General features: G+C 59.2%; 14 protein-coding genes. 13 read left to right on the top strand and 1 reads right to left on the bottom strand.

All coding sequences use genetic code 11. The features are described 5' to 3' along the window. Positions 1-16: 16 nt before the first annotated feature. From Q8X39_RS04385 to Q8X39_RS04325, 13 genes are all read left to right on the top strand, one after another. Complete coding sequence (locus Q8X39_RS04385; RefSeq protein ID WP_305748416.1) at positions 17-1,216, top strand: Wzz/FepE/Etk N-terminal domain-containing protein; 1,200 nt, start codon at positions 17-19, stop codon at positions 1,214-1,216. A gap of 39 nt (positions 1,217-1,255) precedes the next feature. Then, positions 1,256-2,380 carry a dTDP-4-amino-4,6-dideoxy-D-glucose aminotransferase VioA gene (gene vioA / locus Q8X39_RS04380; protein ID WP_305748415.1) on the top strand — a complete coding sequence of 375 codons (1,125 nt, stop codon included), beginning with the start codon at positions 1,256-1,258 and terminating at the stop codon, positions 2,378-2,380. Between the two features lie 20 nt (positions 2,381-2,400). After that, a complete protein-coding gene (locus tag Q8X39_RS04375) occupies positions 2,401-2,970 on the top strand; it encodes an acyltransferase (protein WP_305748414.1) in 570 nt (189 codons plus the stop codon). A gap of 109 nt (positions 2,971-3,079) precedes the next feature. Then, the gene (locus tag Q8X39_RS04370) at positions 3,080-4,588 is read left to right on the top strand and encodes a lipopolysaccharide biosynthesis protein (RefSeq protein WP_305748413.1); all 1,509 of its coding nucleotides are present in this window, start codon (positions 3,080-3,082) and stop codon (positions 4,586-4,588) included. Between the two features lie 37 nt (positions 4,589-4,625). Further along, positions 4,626-5,843, top strand: coding sequence for a glycosyltransferase family protein (locus tag Q8X39_RS04365; protein ID WP_305748412.1), 1,218 nt, complete (start codon positions 4,626-4,628; stop codon positions 5,841-5,843). A gap of 2 nt (positions 5,844-5,845) precedes the next feature. Continuing rightward, on the top strand, positions 5,846-7,744 hold the full coding sequence (asnB, locus tag Q8X39_RS04360) for an asparagine synthase (glutamine-hydrolyzing) (RefSeq protein WP_305748411.1): 1,899 nt from the start codon (positions 5,846-5,848) through the stop codon (positions 7,742-7,744). Beyond that, the gene (locus tag Q8X39_RS04355) at positions 7,741-8,487 is read left to right on the top strand and encodes a hypothetical protein (protein ID WP_305748410.1); all 747 of its coding nucleotides are present in this window, start codon (positions 7,741-7,743) and stop codon (positions 8,485-8,487) included. The genes asnB (Q8X39_RS04360) and Q8X39_RS04355 overlap by 4 nt, the downstream gene beginning before the upstream one ends. Next, positions 8,484-9,461, top strand: coding sequence for an EpsG family protein (locus Q8X39_RS04350; protein ID WP_305748409.1), 978 nt, complete (start codon positions 8,484-8,486; stop codon positions 9,459-9,461). Before Q8X39_RS04355 ends, Q8X39_RS04350 begins: the two co-directional genes overlap by 4 nt. 26 nt (positions 9,462-9,487) lie before the next feature. Beyond that, complete coding sequence (locus Q8X39_RS04345) at positions 9,488-10,510, top strand: glycosyltransferase family 4 protein (RefSeq protein ID WP_305748408.1); 1,023 nt, start codon at positions 9,488-9,490, stop codon at positions 10,508-10,510. A gap of 32 nt (positions 10,511-10,542) precedes the next feature. After that, positions 10,543-11,703 carry a glycosyltransferase family 4 protein gene (locus tag Q8X39_RS04340; RefSeq protein WP_305748407.1) on the top strand — a complete coding sequence of 387 codons (1,161 nt, stop codon included), beginning with the start codon at positions 10,543-10,545 and terminating at the stop codon, positions 11,701-11,703. A gap of 19 nt (positions 11,704-11,722) precedes the next feature. Further along, positions 11,723-13,714 (top strand): asparagine synthase (glutamine-hydrolyzing), encoded by a 1,992-nt coding sequence (gene asnB, locus Q8X39_RS04335; protein ID WP_305748406.1) that lies wholly within the window; start codon positions 11,723-11,725, stop codon positions 13,712-13,714. Between the two features lie 23 nt (positions 13,715-13,737). Continuing rightward, entirely contained in the window at positions 13,738-14,925 is a 1,188-nt protein-coding gene (locus tag Q8X39_RS04330; protein WP_305748405.1) for a glycosyltransferase family 4 protein, read from the top strand. Further along, positions 14,903-16,240 carry a hypothetical protein gene (locus Q8X39_RS04325; protein WP_305748404.1) on the top strand — a complete coding sequence of 446 codons (1,338 nt, stop codon included), beginning with the start codon at positions 14,903-14,905 and terminating at the stop codon, positions 16,238-16,240. Before Q8X39_RS04330 ends, Q8X39_RS04325 begins: the two co-directional genes overlap by 23 nt. Before the next feature lie 54 nt (positions 16,241-16,294). On the opposite strand, the gene Q8X39_RS04320 is transcribed toward Q8X39_RS04325, so the two are convergent. Continuing rightward, the coding region (locus tag Q8X39_RS04320) for a calcium-binding protein (protein ID WP_305748403.1) at positions 16,295-17,759 on the bottom strand (1,465 nt) is incomplete at its 5' end.

Here is a 17,759-nt window from a genome sequence, read left to right as displayed (position 1 = left end):
GACCCGCGACCGGCCCATGACCCATCCCCTGCCCCAAGAACAACCGTCGAGCGACTCGAGCGACGAGGAATCGTCGGTCTCGCTGGTCGACATCCTGCTCGTCCTGCTCGATCACAAGCGACTGCTGACGCTGGTGCCGCTCGCGGTCGGTGTCGTCGCGCTGGGCATCAGCTTCCTGATCAAGCCGACCTTCACGGCCACCGCGCAGATGATGCCGCCACAGCAGCAGCAAGGGGGTGCCGTCGCGGCCCTGCTGGGTGCGGCCGGCGGCATGGCCGGTGCGCTGGGCAGCGTGGCGGGCCTGAAGAACCCGAACGACCAGTGGATCGCGCTGCTCAAGAGCCGGCCGATCGCCGACGGGATCATCTCGGAGTTCAAGCTGCGCGAGGTCTACGACAGCGAGTACCAGTTCCAGGCTCGCCTGGCACTCGGCGGCAGCACCCGCATCCAGTCCGGGAAGGACAGCCTCATCACCATCGAGGTCGACGACGAGGTGCCCGAACGCGCCGCGAAGATCGCCAACAGCTACATCAGCCGTCTGCAGGAACTGACCAAGACGCTGGCCGTGACCGAAGCTTCCCAGCGACGTCTGTTCTTCGAGCGCCAGCTCGGCGATGCGAAGGACAAGCTCGTCAAGGCCGAGATCGCCCTGAAGGACAGCGGCGTCGGCAAGGACGTCCTGAAGATCAATCCGGCCGCAGCGGTCGGGCGCGTCGCGCAGGCCCAGGCGGCGATCGCCGCCCAGGAGGTGCGCCTGTCGGTCATGCGCGGGTCCATGACCGAGGCCAACCCCGAATACCGCCAGGCCCTCGCCGAACTGCAATCACTGCGCGGACAGCTCAAGGGTCTGGAACGCGACGACGTGCAGGACCCCGACGGCAAGAACAGCGAATACATCGCCAAGTACCGCGAGTTCAAGTATTTCGAGACCCTGATGGAGCTGTTCGCGCGCCAGTACGAGATGGCCCGCTCGGACGAGGCCAGCAACGGCGCCATCCTTCAGGTGGTGGCCCCGGCCGAGGTGCCCGAATACAAGTCCAAGCCCAAGCGCGGCCTGATCGCGATGTCCGCCACGCTGCTGGCCTTCATCGCCTGCGTGCTCTGGATCCTGATGAGCCGCGCGCTGTCGCGCATGGCCGAGACGCCCGAAGGCGCCGAGAAGCTCGCCGCGCTGCGAGCCGCCCTCGGCCTGCGTCGCCGCACCGCCAGCGCCTGATACCCGCCGCCATCCGCCCGTCCCCGACCGGAAGCCCACATGTCCGACTCTCGCCCGCCGATCTACGTCACCAAGCCCTTCCTGCCGGATCTGAAGGAAGTCATGCCCTACATGGAGAAGATCTGGGCCAACCAGATCCTGACCAATGGCGGGCCCTTCCACCAGCAGCTCGAGAAGGCGCTGTGCGAGCACCTCGGCGTCGAGCACATCGCCCTGTTCACGAACGGCACGATCGCGCTGGTCACCGCGCTGCAGGCGCTGCGCGTCACCGGCGAGGTGATCACCACGCCCTATTCCTTCGTGGCGACCGCGCACTCGCTGCTGTGGAACGGCATCAAGCCGGTCTTCGTCGACATCGACCGCGACACGCTGAACCTCGATCCGCGCAAGATCGAGGCGGCCATCACCCCGCAGACCACCGCGATCATGCCGGTGCACTGTTATGGCCACCCCTGTGATGTCGAGGCGATCCAGAAGATCGCGGACAACTACAACCTCAAGGTCATCTACGACGCCGCACATGCCTTTGGCGTGCAGTGCCACTGCGGCAGCGTGCTGAACCACGGCGACCTGTCGGTGCTCAGTTTCCACGCCACCAAGGTGTTCAACACCTTCGAGGGCGGCGCCATCGTCTGCCCGGATGCCAAGACCAAGCAGCGCATCGACCATTTGAAGAACTTCGGTTTTGTCGACGAGGTCACGGTGGTCGCGCCGGGCATCAACGGCAAGATGAGCGAGTTCAACGCCGCCTTCGGCCTGATCCAGTTGCAGCACATCGACGCGGCCCTCCAGCGACGCGCCGAGATCGACGCCCGGTATCGCGCCGAACTGGCCGACCTGCCCGGCATCCGCTGCGTGCGCGACAGCGGCGAGAAGGTGGCCAACCACTCCTATTTCCCGATCCTGGTCGATGCGGAATACCCGATCAGCCGGGACGCCCTGTATGCGCGCCTGAGGGAGCACAACATCTTTGCTCGCCGCTACTTCTATCCGCTGATCTCCGATTTCCCGATGTACCGCGGCATGCCCTCGGCCGACCCCAGCCGCCTGCCCGTGGCCAGCGAGATCGCCCGCAAGGTGCTGTGCCTGCCGATCTATCCGGCCTTGACGGATGAGGAGCAGGGGCGGGTGATCGAGGCGATTCGCGGCGCCTGCCGCAACTGAGCAAGAGGAGCCGGACTGCCATGGCCATGCTGAACAGCACGGAACTGAAAGCCCGGGGGTTTGCGGCCGTCGGGGACGACGTCCAGATCTCCGACAAGGCTTCGATCTACGGTGCCTCGCGAATCCGCATCGGCAACCATGTGCGCATCGACGACTTCTGCGTGCTGTCGGCCGGGGAAGGTGGAATCGAGATCGGCAATCACGTGCACATCGCCGTGTTCTGCAGCCTGATCGGCGCCGGTCCGATCGTGCTGCGCGACTTCAGCGGCCTGTCCTCACGGGTGTCGATCTACAGCAGCAGCGACGACTACAGCGGCGAGTTCCTGACCAACCCGACCGTGCCCAAGGAATACACCGGCGGCGCCACCGGCCCGGTCATCCTCGACAAGCACGTGATCATCGGCGCGGGCAGCGTCGTGCTGCCGAACGTGCACCTGGAGGAAGGCGTCGCCATCGGCGCCCTGAGCCTGGTCCTGCGCAACTGCGCCAGCTTCGGGATCTATTCGGGCAACCCGGCGCGCCGGATCAGCGATCGGCGCAGGGATCTGCTGGAACTGGAGCACCGACTGATTGGATCGAACGGAGCCTGAGGCGCGAAGCACCGTTGTTCCCGTCATCCGTAAACCAGTTCCTCCGCCATTTGCCCAGCCCTGCAAGGGCAGCCCTCGTCAATTCACTCCGTTCACCTAGCAGCGATTCGTGGCCGATTTCAAGCGCAACCTCGTTGCTTCCTACCTCAGTCAGATCTACGTCGCGATTGTCGGCATCGTCATCGTGCCGTTCTACATCCGCTACATGGGAACCGAGGCCTACGGTCTCGTCGGTTTCTATGCGATGTTGCAGGCATGGTTCCAGTTGCTGGACATGGGGCTGTCGCCCACTCTGTCACGCCAGACAGCGCGACTGTCCGGCGGCGCCATCACTGCCCTAGAACTGCGGCGCCTACTTCGCGTTCTCGAGGGGATTTTCTATGGTGTTGCCTTGCTAGGGACCGTGGCGATCGGCTTGGGAGCAGACTGGATCGCCACGCGCTGGCTGCAAGCGCAGTCCCTTCCGCTGGAGCAAGTAACGCTATCAGTCGAACTGATGGCATGCATCGTCGGCTTGCGCTGGGTAGCAGGGCTATACCGCGGTGCAATCGGAGGATTCGAGCAACAGGTGTGGCTTGGCCGCCTGAACGCCTCGACCGCCACGGCACGCTTCGTTGTCGTGCTCGCCATCTTCGAGTGGCTGGGCACCACCCCGGCCCACTTCTTTGGCTGGCAATTGATGGTCGCCTTGATGGAAACCACCCTGCTATGCCGCAAGACCTACATGCTGTTGCCCCGTCAGCCACCCGATAGCCCGCCGGTTGGCTGGCACTGGGTGGCAATGCGCGATGTCGTTCGCTTTTCAATGAGCATTGCCTTCACCAGCGCCGTGTGGGTCGGCGTGACCCAGATTGACAAGCTGGTGCTTTCCAAGTTCCTGCCTTTGGCAGAGTATGGACACTTCACACTGGCGGTGTTGGTGGCCAGTGGCGTCACGATCTTAAGCAACCCGCTGAGCATGGCGCTTTTGCCTCGTCTTTCGAGAATTCATGCCGAAGGAGACGAAAGTCGACTCTTGAAGTTGTATCGGCAAGCCACTCAAGGCATGGTGTTGATCGCCATGCCCGTATCCGCAACGATTGGCTTTGGATCGCAGCATTTAATATATAGCTGGACAGGTAATCATTCGATTGCGCAGTCAGCAGCGCCCATCACGACATTATACGCAATCGGCAACGGCCTGTTGAGCATAAGCGCCTTCCCCTATTACCTTCAATATGCAAAAGGCAATATTAGACTGCATCTGATTGGCAACGTCTTCTTCGCAGCGATACTACTACCAACAATCGTACTAGCATCAAGGTACAGCGGAGGAATCGGTGCAGCTTGGAGTTGGGCAGGATCAAACCTGTTTTACCTCATTGTTTGGACTGCAATAGTCCACAGAAAGCTCTCTCCGGGACTTCACAGAACCTGGATGCTGAAAGACGTCGCACCGATTGGCTCTACAGCAGTAATTGTAAGCTGGCTGTTAATTGATTTATCTCCATGGCCTGCGGAGAGACTTGCGACCTTCGCCCAGCTTTGCGCCATAGGCACGACCACGATCCTCGCGTCCGGATTAATGTCTAGCACAGCGAGAGATTTCGTGAAAAACTTTCTTCGCAATAAGCGGTAAGCGATATCAAGCGGCTATTCAAGATTTTATCTTAAACATGAATAGTATAAAAAACACCAGAATAGGCTTCCTCGGAAGCATCAATGCCATGCCTATGGCCTATGCATTGAGATTTCATCGAGATGGCTTTGACGTCAAATATGTTGTTGACGCCCTGAAAAACGACACCCTCAACAGGCCCGAACATCAATTCTCCCGGGAAATAAGTTATCCATATCCACCATGGATCATCGAATCGCCCGTTGACTATCGACTCGCAACACATGCCTTTGCAGAAACCTCATACACCGAAGCTGCCCGTCACATGGCAGACAGGGACGTCATATTCCTCAATCACTACGGCCTTGCTCTGTCAAACAAGTTACCCAGATCCGCAAAACTTATTGCCCTCTCAAGCGGCAGCGACATAGACGTCCACTGCAATAAGGCAGCCATTTGGCCTAATTCTTTTGACATTCGACGGAAATGGCTACAACCACTGGCGCTCGCCCTTAACCATATAAGAACCCACAAACAACGTAGGGGACTAAGTCAAGCGACATGCATAAGTTATTTCCCACAAGGTCTAAATAGTATCGGAGACAACATAGTTGCCGAATTCCTGCACAAGAACAAGAACACTAAATTCATACCTAGATTTGACGTTGACTTCGAGTCAACCGGCATCAGATTCTCCGCAAAGAAATTCCAGAGAGTCAGAAAAATAATTATCCCAGTTCGACTCAACATAAACCCAAGCCCCGGGAGCAGCTTCGAATACAAAGGAAACGACCTAATTATTGAAGCCCTCGCGATGTACTCAAAGCACAATCCAGAGGCGACATTTCACCTCACAAGCAAAGGACCAGCCAAAGACTTGAGCTTCGCGCAGGAACTCTGCAGAAAACTAGGCATTGAAAGTCGAGTGAATTGGCTAAAACCAATGCCCCTGCCAGACCTACTCGAAGAATATTATTCGAGCGACATCTGCATTGACCAAGTAGGAAGTCATTGGATGGGTGCGATTGGAGCTTACGCCCTCTATAGCGGGACGCCACTAATCGCGAACTGGCGGCCCGAAGTATTCGCTAAAGAGTGGGGATCAGACGTCCCGATCATGCAAGCAACAACGGCCGAACAAATATATTCCCACCTTATCGCTTGCGACGACCCAGATTTCCGCAGAGGACTGTCGGTAAAAAGCCATGACTTCGCAAAGAAGTTCTTGAGCGCCGAGATAGCCTACCAAGCCTTTCTTAATTTCATCTCGACCTAATCATGTGTGGAATTCTGGGTATTTCTTGGTCAAAAGAACCTGGCCTTCAATGCATGGAAGATATGCAAGCCATGCTTTCAAGCATTGAGCACAGAGGCCCAGACGACCAAGGCATATGGTGCGACACCGATTATCCCATCGCCATCGGTCACCGAAGGCTGTCAATCATCGACTTGAGCAGCGCAGGGGCACAGCCGATGATGAGTTCCAGTGGAAGGTACGTCATTGCCTTCAATGGCGAGATATATAACCACCTAGACCTCAGACGGGATCTTGAAAGAACCATCCCTCAAAATCAATCAAAATGGCGGGGCCACTCCGATACAGAGACGCTGCTCCAATACATTGAAGAATTCGGATTGAATGCAGCACTAAACGCCTCGGTTGGCATGTTTGGAATTGCCCTTTGGGATGTAAAGGAGAAAAAACTACACCTGGCGCGCGACAGGATTGGCGAAAAGCCACTGTATTACGGATTCGCGAACAACCGCTTCGTTTTCACATCCGAACTAAAAGCAGTCAAGAGAATTCGAGGATTCTCACCCTCGCTCAACAAGTCTGCAATATCAAAATACTTCCGACTCAACTACATTCCCGCACCAGAGACCGTCTACACCGAATTTCAGAAAGTACAACCAGGACAGATTTTAACATTCGACCACGATTCTCTTGAACAACGATGTGAGCCAAGCAAAACCGCCTATTGGTCTCTATCGTCAGCAGCCAAGAATGGGCGAGACAACCCATTCACCGGAACTTATGACGACTCAGTCGACCAACTAGAATATCTACTGTCGCGCGCAGTCTCGGGCCAATCATATGCTGACGTTCCAGTAGGCGCATTTCTGTCAGGAGGAGTCGATTCCAGTCTCGTGGCTGCGATGATGAGGAAATCTGGAAACTCAGAGATTCTTACATTCTCAATAGGAATGCCCGACGCAAGATACGACGAATCGCATTATGCAAAGCAAGTCGCAACTCACCTGGGTACGCGACACCACTCGTACGACATCAGCGAGCAAGATGCTCTAGATCTAATTCCGACCATCGCAAAGACATGGGATGAACCTTTCGCTGACAGCTCGCAAATTCCAACATTTCTAGTTAGCAAGCTAACACGCCAAAAAGTCAAAGTCGCACTATCAGGAGATGGGGGCGACGAGTTTTTTTGGGGTTACTCGCACTATGGCAAGCTAAACAAAATATGGCGCTGGCGCGAACTCAACAGAATTAACCCAACAAGATTCGGTCCATTGCAGAGCAAGACAGGAAACCAAAACCAACTACTCCGATCGATCAAAAACAAGATCGATATTCTAAGCGGCGCTTGGAGCAATGCCACGCCAACAGATCTCGCAGAATATTGGGCCGACAAATACAAGAATCGCCACACCCCACTTATAGACGAAAGAGATAGTCGAATCACACCTAACCGCGAATACACACCATCAGCAACACCGGGCGCCTTTGCATTCTGGGACGCCTCACATTACCTCCCTGATGACATTCTAGTGAAAGTTGACAGGGCATCCATGGCAAACAGCCTAGAAACACGTGCCCCGCTTCTTGATCACAGAGTTATTGAATTCTCCTTTGGATTGCCGGACAAGTTTAAGGCAACGTCAAGCGAAAGCAAAATTATACTAAAGTCTGTACTAGAAAGACACATCCCAAGGCATTTAATTGATCGCCCGAAAATGGGTTTCTCGATACCACTTGATGAGTGGCTAAGGACAAGCTTACGTCCATGGTGCGAAGACCTACTTCATTCCGAAAAGCGCGGCAGCGAATTACTGGACAACTCGATAATCAGGAACCTCTGGACTGAACATTGTTCCCGAAATGCCAACCACGCAGACAAAATCTGGGCCATTCTCATGTTCATTGAGTTCACAACATGAAGACGATCATATACACGTGCATCACGAAAGGTTATGACGAACTACTCCCCCCACAAGGAGAGTTCGAAGGCATTGAATTCATTTGCATAAATGACGGAAACATCGTCGTCCCGCCCCCCTGGATAAACATACCCATCACTGGGGATCTTTCCGGCGCCCTGCTCAATCGTCACGCGAAGATCTGCTACTTTGAGTATGAATGTCTGAATAGTGCTGAGATCTTGATTTATGTCGATGGATCAATTTCCATCACAGGGGACACGAGCGACCTCGTAAACAACGTCATTTCAAACGACGGACACACTTTTCTTTACGAACACCCCCAACGAGACTGCGTATACGACGAAGCGAAAGCCTGCTTTGTTAGCATGAAAAGCAACCTAAAGGAGACCAGAAGATTCCTGGAAAGAATAAGAGCAGCAGGCCTACCAAAGAACCTCGGACTGTTTGAAGGCGGGGTCATCATTCGAAAAGCCGCATCAATCGAATGCAAGAGGCTCATGCTCGAATGGTGGCAAGAATATCTGAACGGGATTAAGCGAGATCAACTTGCGCTTATTTTTTCGGCTTGGAAGGCCGGAACCAACATCACATCGCTAGGGCGCGCAGATCACAGGTTCACGCACAAATACTTCCAGTGCAGAGATGGCCACAAGGGAGATGCATTCAAGAGGAACTTTACGTGGTGGGTCTGGCGTCCCATCATTGAACTTCTGCTCGCCAGAAACGTCATCAAGCTATGACGAAGAGAAAATCTAGCGTCAGCAGCATGAAAGTTGTGGCGCTCACTTTACTTTTCCTGACCTCGATTGCCGCAGGCTGGAGAGAGTGGGGGGCAGACCGCGATAACTATATTCAGGCGTATTGGGGAATCGTCGAAGGCAGCGATCTGATCGAAAAAATGTTCTTCGCCAAAGATCCCCTTTTCTTGTTGATCGTGAGTGCCTGCGCCTTCTTTAGCCAAGACCCCAAATTCAGCTTTGTTTTCATTTGCCTTTTGTCGCTGTATTCAAAATACTATGCATTTCACAGAATTCTTTCGGGCCGAATCGCAATCTTCGCCATCCTTTACATCATATTTATTGCTCCAGGTCTAGAGTTTGCTGCCATGCGAGCAGGCCTAGCTATTGGCTTCTTGATGATCACAGTTGCAAGCGAAGGGGAGAAGTTCAAGAAAGCCTTATTCGGCATGCTCGCTATCCTTGCGCACACTTCGCTAGCCCCTGCCGTTCTCATTACACACCCGACAGCACAGAGATTCCTCAAGAGGTTTCCAGCATCATATATAGCGATTACGATAGCAATAGCCACAGGAACCCCGGCTATATTATCAGCATTCCCAAAGTGGGCTTACTACGAAGAAAGCCAAGGCACTTTATTTTCGCTAGCCACCCCTATACTGGTCCTGGTCCCCTTTTTTCTTATTTTTCACACCAACATTGCGAGCAATCAATCAAACAAAGACGTTCCCGATAGAAAATTAACTGAAACCTGTAGGGAAATATGCTTGCTGATGGTCTCTCTTTCGTTCGGCATAACTCTGATCATTCCGACTGCATCAACTCGGTTTCTAGAGATAGCCTGGAGCATCATGCTCCCGATTGCCATCAAGAATAAACGTTATGCGGGACTCGTAACGCTCTTGTTGGTTCTTGTCTATCTGAACCTCGCTAGGCTTACATGGCAATCAGCAATTGATCCTTCATTGACGAGTTAGCGAATCAACACATCAGATGTCATCGCATGAAAATTGCTGCGCTCACTCAAGGACTGCACGTGCCGTCCGCAAGATTTCGAATCAGGCAATTAATCAATCCTTTGCATGAATATCACCTAGAAGTCACTGAACTGATCGCAGATCCTCAGTCTTATCCTCCGGCAAAATTCTCATCCAGAGTTCGATGGGCCGCAAGTGTCATTGTAGACTCCATGAGCAGGGCGATTAAATCGCAATCATTTGATGCATCAATTCTTCAGCGAGAACTAATTTCAACAGTCCCATCGTTTGAATTTCTCGCCAAACGCCCCTTAATACTGGATGTTGACGACGCCATCTGGCTGCATCGGGGTGGATTGGCCGCAAGAAATGCGGTGCGGTTTGCAGACCATGTAGTCGCCGGTAATGCACACATCGCAGAATACTTTTCAGGATTCGGAACTCCAACCACAATCATCCCAACCGCGGTTGATGTCAATCGATTCAGGCCATCCTGCAAACTGCGGGAAGAGTCGAAGGGCATCATAGGATGGTGTGGAACTGCCGGTGGATATAAGTTCTTTACGAGAGAGTTACAGGTCGCGATTGGCAAAGCACTGTCAAGCCATCCCGGCTGGAAGTTTCAAATCGTCTCAAACGCACCCCCAGACTTCCCAGAAATTCCTTCGGAGAAAATGCAGTTCATCAGGTGGAGCCCCGAAAACGAAGCCGAATTGTCGTCAGGCTTTGATATCGGCCTCATGCCAATCTTTGACGACCCGTGGAGCCGAGGAAAGTGCAGCTACAAAATGCTGCTGTACATGGCATGTGGCATACCCGTGGTCGTTTCGAACATCGGAATGAACGCAGACTTACTCCGGGAAGGGCACATCGGCTTCGGGCCTGGCACAGCTGATGACTGGAGTGCGGCTCTCGATTTCCTGATCGACAACCCCATGGCTAGGCACCAGATGGGGAAGGCAGGGCGCGCGCTCGTAGAGAAGAAGTATTCAATCCAAGTTGCTACACAGCGATGGAATGAAGTTCTCAAAAAAATAGTAGTCAGTTGATATCTTCAGCCGATCCACAGAAAACGGACGTTGTGAATTACCCGAATGTCATCCACATCATCATCAGCCTCGGCGTTGGCGGCGCCGAACTGATGCTTCGCCGTCTGGCGGTTGCACAGCGGCCAACCACGGTGGTGTCGCTAAAGGACATCGGGCCGGTCGGCCACATGCTGCAGGCAGATGGGGTCGAGGTCATTGAACTCGGACTGCGCGGGATCTGGGACCTGCCGCGTGTCTTATTCGCCACGCAGCGGGTGCTGGACGACCGCCGCCCGGATGTCGTCCAGACTTGGATGGTCCACGCCGACCTGATCGGCGGACTGGCCGCCCGGATGGCCGGCATCCGGGCGGTGATCTGGGGCGTCCGCACCACCGAATTCGGCGGCACGTCGCGCGGGACCCGCCAGATTCGTTGGCTCTGCGCACGCCTGTCGGGCTGGGTGCCTGCCGCGATCGCCTGTGCCGCTGAGGCCTCGCGACGCTCGCACATCGCGATCGGCTACGACGCTTCACACATGGTGGTCATACCCAATGGCTTTGACGTCGACCAGTTCAAGCCAGATCCCGAACGGCGGCAGCGCATGCGCGCCAGCCTCGGCCTCGGCGAGTCGGACATCGTGATCGGGAATGTGGGGCGATGGAATGATGCCAAGGACCACCCGAACTTCGTCCGCGCTGCCGACATGTTGCAGGCTGGCTGGTCCGCCGACCGTCCAGGCACCCTGCGCTTCGCGATGGTGGGCCGAGGTGTTGATGGGCAGAACGCGGTGTTGGACGAGGCCTTGGCAGCCACTGCTTGTCGTGACCGCTACTTGCTGCTTGGCGAACGCAACGACGTGCCCGACCTGCTGCAGGCCTTCGACCTGTTCTGCCTGTCGTCGCGCACCGAGGGCTTCCCGAACGTGGTCGGCGAGGCCATGTCCAGCGGCGTGCCCTGCGTGGTCACCGACGTGGGCGACGCGGCGATGCTGGTCGGGGACACCGGCTGGGTCGTGCGCAAAGAGGACCCAGTCGCGCTGTCCACCGCCCTGCATGCGGCGGCCACGGAATCGGCCGACCTCCATGACCAGCGTGCCAAGAAGGCACGTCAGCGCATCGTCGACGAATACAGCATGACGCGAGCCTGCCAGCGATTCAGCGAACTGCAGGCATCCGTGGCGCGCAGCCATGGATCAGACACATACAAAAACTGATGCCACGGGAGGGCATGACATGTGCGGACTAACAGGGTGGCTCGCTGCCACGCCGAGCGATAAACCGCGTCCGGAGCTGGACGCACGCCTGCGTCACATGAACGACGCGCTGTACCTGCGCGGCCCTGACAGCGAGGGCCTGTGGCAGGACCCGGAAGCAGGCATCGCGCTGGCGCACCGCCGGCTGGCCATCGTTGACCTGTCGGAGGCCGGTCACCAGCCGATGACCTCGGCGTCGGGCCGGTACGTGATCGCTTTCAATGGCGAGATCTACAACCACGACGACCTGCGCGAGATCCTCACGGCGATGCGCTTCGCGCCTGCCTGGCGCGGCCATTCGGACACCGAGACCCTGCTGGCCGGATTCGAGGCCTGGGGCATCGAGGGTACGCTGACGCGCCTGACCGGCATGTTCGCGATCGCGCTGTGGGACCGACAGGAACGCCGCCTCGTGCTGGCCCGCGACCGGCTGGGCGAGAAGCCGATGTACTGGGGCTGGCAAGGCGGGCAGGCCGGTCAGCCGCGTGTCTTCCTGTTCGGCTCCGAACTCAAGGCGCTGCAGCGCCATCCGGCCTTCGCGGCCGAAATCGACCGTGATGCGCTCGCGCTGCTGCTGCGGCACAACTACATCGGCGCGCCGCACTCGATCTTCCAGGGCATCCGTAAGCTCGAGCCCGGCACCTGGCTGGAGGTTTCGCGCCACTCGCCGGACCCGGTGATCCGGACCTACTGGTCCGGCCTGGAAGCGGGCCTGGCCGGCACGCGCAACCGCTTCGAGGGCAGCGCGACCGAGGCGGTGGATCACGTCGAGCTGCTGCTCTCGGCATCGGTCGGCCGGCAGATGATGTCGGACGTGCCGCTGGGCGCTTTCCTGTCTGGCGGCATCGACTCGTCGGTGGTCGTGGCGCTGATGCAGGCCCAGTCGAGCCGGCCGGTGCGCACCTTCACGATCGGCTTCCATGAGCCCGGCTACAACGAGGCGACTTTCGCCAAGGCGGTCGCGCAGCACCTGGGTACGGACCACACCGAGCTGTACGTGCAGCCGCAGGATGCGCTCGACGTCATCCCGAAGCTGCCGGAGATGTACTGCGAGCCGTTCTCGGATTCGTCGCAGATTCCGACCTTCCTGGTCTCGCGGATGGCGCGCAAGCATGTCACTGTGGCGCTGTCCGGTGATGGCGGCGACGAGCTGTTCTGCGGCTATGACCGCTACCGCATCACCGCTGCGGTCTGGCATTGGCTGCACGTCGTGCCCACGCCGCTGCGGCGCTGGACAGCCAGTGCCCTGCGCAGCCTGTCGGTTGAGCAATGGAACACGGTCTTCCGTTGGCTGTGGACCTGGAAGCCGGCAGATCGGCGCGCCAACAACATGGGCGACAAGATCCACAAGGGCGCCGCGCTGCTGGGCAGCCGCGACCTCTCGGCGCTGTACCGCGGCATGGTCAGCCACTGGGCCACGCCGGACCAGGTGGTGCTGTCGGCACGGGAGCCGACCACGCTGCTGAACGACCTGCCGCCGGGCTTGACCGAGCTCGGCGACGTCGAGCGCATGATGCTGCTGGACCTGCTGACCTACCTGCCCGGCGATGTGCTGACGAAGGTCGACCGGGCTTCGATGGGCGTGTCGCTGGAGACGCGGGTGCCGATGCTCGATCACGCGCTGGTCGAGTTCGCCTGGCGGCTGCCGCTGGACCTCAAGCTCAATGCCGGCGTGACCAAGTGGCCGCTGCGGCAAGTGCTCTACCGCCATGTGCCGCGTGAACTGATCGAGCGCCCGAAGAAGGGCTTCGCGGTGCCGATCGCGGCCTGGCTGCGCGGCCCGCTGAAGGACTGGGCCGAAGACCTGCTGTCCGAGCAGCGCCTGCGCGAAGGCGGCCACTTTGACGCTGTGGCCGTGCGGCGCTGCTGGCTGGAACACCTTTCGGGCCGACGCAGCTGGGCCGGACAGCTCTGGGACGTGCTGATGTTCCAGGCCTGGCTGGCCACCCAGACACGACAGGTCGAACACTGAAGCACCTAGCTACCCTGGATCCGATGTCCGCGCCCCGTCCACGTTCGATCTGCTACGTCATCAACAACGTGGCCTTCTTCGCCTCGCATCGCCTGCCGATCGCGACGGCGGCGCAGGCGCGCGGACATCATGTCCGGCTGCTGACTGGCCATGGCGGCAGCGAGGCGATGGAATCCGAGGGCGAGCGGCGGGTCGACGCGGCCGGCATCGAGCGCATGAGGGTCGACTTCACGGCCGACGGCATGAACCCGCTGAAGGAACTGCGCGGCGTGTTGCAGATAGCGCGCTGGTTCTGGAAGCTGCGCCCGGAACTGGTCCACTGCGCCTCCCCCAAGGGCGTGCTGTACGGCGGGCTGGCCAGCCGGATCGTGCCGCCGCACGCGCTGGTGATCTCAGTGTCAGGCATGGGCTACGCGTTCACGCCCGGCGCCCGCACCAGCCTGAAGCGTCAGTTGATCGGCGGGCTCTACAAGGTGCTGTCCAGGCTGGCCTACGGCCACCGCAACAAGCGAGTGGTGGTACAGAACATGGACGACGAGCGCTATGTCGTCGAGGTCGGCTGGGCCCGGGCAGATGAGGTGATCCGCATTCCCGGCTCCGGCATCGACCTCGACCTGTTCGTCCAGGCGCCGATCGAGCGGAAGCAGGACCTGGTCGTGCTGCCCGCGCGGCTGCTGGCCGACAAGGGCGTGCATGAGTTCGTCGCCGCCTGCCGCCGGCTGCGAGAGGCCTGCCCCGGCTGGCGTTTCATGCTGGCCGGCTCGGCGGACTACCAGAATCCCAGCGCTATCTCGCGTGATCAGGCCCAGGCCTGGCACGATGAAGGCGTCATCGAATGGGCCGGCCACGTCGCCGACATGCCGGGCCTGCTGGCGCAGACGAGCATCGTCTGCCTGCCCTCCTACCGGGAAGGCATGCCCAAGAGTCTTTTGGAGGCGGCAGCTGCAGGGTGTGCCGTCATCACGACCGACACCACTGGTTGTCGTGAGGCCATTATTCCCGGCGAGACCGGCGACCTGGTGCCGGCCCGCGACGCCGACGCGCTGGCCGACGCGCTGTTGCAGCTCATCAGGGACCCGGCGCGCCGCCACCGATATGGTGTGGCCGGACGCCAGCTGGCCATCGACCGGTTCAGCATCGAGTCGGTGATCGCCACGACACTCGCAACCTATTCAGACCTTTGCCGACATGAATCCACAGACGCACGGTAGGCGCGACCAGCGCCTGATCCTGATCGCCTTGAACGAGGTGAACTTCGAGGTCGTCCGACGGTACCTGGCCAGCCATGACCTGCCAGCCTTCCGCCGGATGCTGGAGGGCAAACTGATTCGCACGACGGCCGAAACGCGCTACGAGGACCTCGAGCCCTGGATCCAGTGGCCCTCGCTACACAACGGCCTGAGCGCCGCCGAGCACGGCATCTTCCGGCTGGGCGACGTGGTGGGCAGCAAGCCTCGCCAGATCTTCGAGGAAGCCGAAGACGCCGGCATTGCGGTGGGCTGCATCTCGGCGATGAACGCCGAGAACCGGCTGAAGCACCCCGCGTACTTCATCCCCGACCCCTGGACCAAGACCCCCACCGATGGATCCTGGTGGAGCGAGCGGCTGTCCAGCGCGGTCTCGCAGGTGGTCAACGACAACGCTTCGGGCAAGGTCACGACCGCCAGCAAGCTCTACCTGCTGGCCGGCCTGCTGACCTTCAGCCGGGCGCGCAACCTGCCGCTCTACGCCGACCTGATCAAGGGCATCCGGCGGCGATCGTGGAACAAGGCCCTGCTGCTGGACGTCTTCCTGCATGACCTGCACATGAAGCTGCTGGCATCGACGCCGGTGAAGTTCTCAACCGTCTTCCTGAACTCGGGCGCGCACATCCAGCACCACTACTTCCTGAATGCCGGTCCGATCCGGCAGGACAGCAGCCTGCGCAACCCGGACTGGTATGTCGATCCGGCCGCCGATCCGGTGCTGGACATGCTGAAGGTCTACGACCGCATCCTGGGCGAGTACCTCGCACTGCAGGACACCCAGGTCATCGTTGCGACCGGGCTGTCGCAGCGGCCCTATGACCGAGTCAAGTTCTACTACCGCCTGCGCGATCACGCGTCGTTCCTGAACCTGATCGGCCTGCGCCACGCGCGCGTGATGCCGCGCATGACGCGCGACTTCCTGATCGAGTTCGATTCGGTGGACGATGCCCAGCGTGGACAGGACCATTTGTCCGCCATTCGCGTGGCGGGCGGCGACCAGCCGCTCTTCGGCGAGATCGACAACCGGGGCAGCAGCCTGTTCGTGACGCTGAGCTATCCGCTGGAGATCACCGCCGAGACGGCCATCTCGGTGGCCGGCCGCACGGTGCCGCTGCTGCCGCACGTGGCCTTCGTCGCGGTCAAGAACGGCATGCACCAGTCCGAGGGCTATGCGTATTTCTCGCCGGGCATCGCGGCGCATGCGCCGGAGGATCGCGGGCATGTGAAGGGTATGCATGCGGCGCTGCGCCGCATCCTGAACTTGCCTCAGCTCACCTGACAACCCGACCGTGACCGGCCCCTTCCAGGGCCGGACAGGTCGGATGTCGGCGCGTCAGACCAGCAGGAACTGACTGGACGTCACCGCCGCGCCACCGGTCACCGTGGCCACCTGCACCGACGCCGCACCACCCTGGCCGTCGGCGTCGTAGTAGATGCCGCCGGACGTGGTGTCGAAGTAGATGCCGGCACCCTGCGCCGCCGAGGTGCTGCCGGTCAGGCCGGCGCCGCTGTAGAAGTTCGCGGCGGCCAGGGCACCCGCACCACCGATGCCGGTGAAGACGCCGGTCGACAGTGCGAACTGGTCGGCCGCCTCCAGCCCCGAGACCACGTCCAGGTTGGTCGTGGCGTTCGGGGTGGTGTCAAACAGGAACACGTCGGCGCCTGTGCCACCCACCAGCAGATCCCGGCCGAGCCCACCCTGCAGCGTGTCGTTGCCCGCGCCACCCTGCAGCGTGTCATTGCCCAGGCCGCCATTGATCGCGTTGGCCGCCGTGCTGCCCACGATCAGGTTGGCCAGATCATTCCCGGTGCCGTTGATCTGCGCGCCCGCGTACAACGTCAGGTTCTCGACGTTCGCGCCCAGCGTGTAGCTCAGCGAGGTGATGACCGTGTCACTGCCCTCGTTGAGCAGTTCATTCACCGAATCGCCGACGTTGTCGATCGTGTAGGTGTCGTCGCCGGTGCCACCGATCTGCGAGTCTGCACCGGTACCACCGATCATGAAGTCGTTGCCGTCGCCGCCGATGATGGAGTCGTTGCCATCACCTCCATTGATGGTGTCATTACCCGCACCACCTAGCAGCGTGTCGTTGCCGAGGCCGCCGTCGATCTGGTTGGAGGCCGTGCTGCCCACGATCAAGTTGGCCAGATCGTTGCCGATGCCGTTGATCTGCGCGCCCGCATACAGCGTCAGGTTTTCGACGTTCGCGCCCAGCGTGTAGCTCAATGAAGTGATCACCGTATCGGTGCCCTCGTTGAGCAGTTCGTTCACCGAGTCACCAACGCTGTCGATCGTGTAGGTGTCATCGCCGGCGCCACCAATCTGAGAATCTGCCCCGGTGCCGCCAATCATGAAGTCATTGCCACCACCGCCGAGGATGGTGTCGTTGCCATCACCTGCGCTGAAGGTGTCATTGCCCTCCCCGCCGTCGAGGTTGTTGTTGGCGGCATTGCCGGTGAGCACATTCGCCAAAGTGTTGCCCGTACCGTTGATGGCGGCCAAGCCCGTCAGGGTCAAGTTCTCGACGTTCAGCGCAAGCGTGTGCGTAACGACGCTCTGTACGGTGTCAAGACCGCTGCCAGTTGCCTCGACGACAAAATCGGAACCATCCACGACGTACACGTCGTCGCCGGTGCCGCCCACCAGGCTGTCAATGCCGACACCACCGATCAGCGTGTCGTTGCCTGCGCCACCTTGCAGCGTGTCGTTGCCCACGCCGCCGTCGATCCGGTTGGCAGAGGTGCTGCCCACGATCAGGTTGGCCAGATCATTCCCGGTGCCGTTGATCTGCGCGCCC

It is taken from the genome of Leptothrix discophora (genome assembly GCF_030705305.1).
GTDB lineage: Bacteria > Pseudomonadota > Gammaproteobacteria > Burkholderiales > Burkholderiaceae_C > Sphaerotilus > Sphaerotilus discophorus.
Note: the sequence above shows the minus strand (reverse complement) of the source record. Positions and strands in the feature narration are given on the sequence as shown.

Coding starts and splice junctions, on each gene's coding strand:
- Q8X39_RS04365 (WP_305748412.1), top strand. CDS start 4,626: ATGAATAGTATAAAAAACACCAGAATAGGCTTCCTCGGAAGCATCAAT.
- Q8X39_RS04345 (WP_305748408.1), top strand. CDS start 9,488: ATGAAAATTGCTGCGCTCACTCAAGGACTGCACGTGCCGTCCGCAAGA.
- Q8X39_RS04330 (WP_305748405.1), top strand. CDS start 13,738: ATGTCCGCGCCCCGTCCACGTTCGATCTGCTACGTCATCAACAACGTG.
- Q8X39_RS04355 (WP_305748410.1), top strand. CDS start 7,741: ATGAAGACGATCATATACACGTGCATCACGAAAGGTTATGACGAACTA.
- Q8X39_RS04385 (WP_305748416.1), top strand. CDS start 17: ATGACCCATCCCCTGCCCCAAGAACAACCGTCGAGCGACTCGAGCGAC.
- Q8X39_RS04375 (WP_305748414.1), top strand. CDS start 2,401: ATGGCCATGCTGAACAGCACGGAACTGAAAGCCCGGGGGTTTGCGGCC.
- Q8X39_RS04325 (WP_305748404.1), top strand. CDS start 14,903: ATGAATCCACAGACGCACGGTAGGCGCGACCAGCGCCTGATCCTGATC.
- Q8X39_RS04350 (WP_305748409.1), top strand. CDS start 8,484: ATGACGAAGAGAAAATCTAGCGTCAGCAGCATGAAAGTTGTGGCGCTC.
- vioA (WP_305748415.1), top strand. CDS start 1,256: ATGTCCGACTCTCGCCCGCCGATCTACGTCACCAAGCCCTTCCTGCCG.
- asnB (WP_305748406.1), top strand. CDS start 11,723: ATGTGCGGACTAACAGGGTGGCTCGCTGCCACGCCGAGCGATAAACCG.
- asnB (WP_305748411.1), top strand. CDS start 5,846: ATGTGTGGAATTCTGGGTATTTCTTGGTCAAAAGAACCTGGCCTTCAA.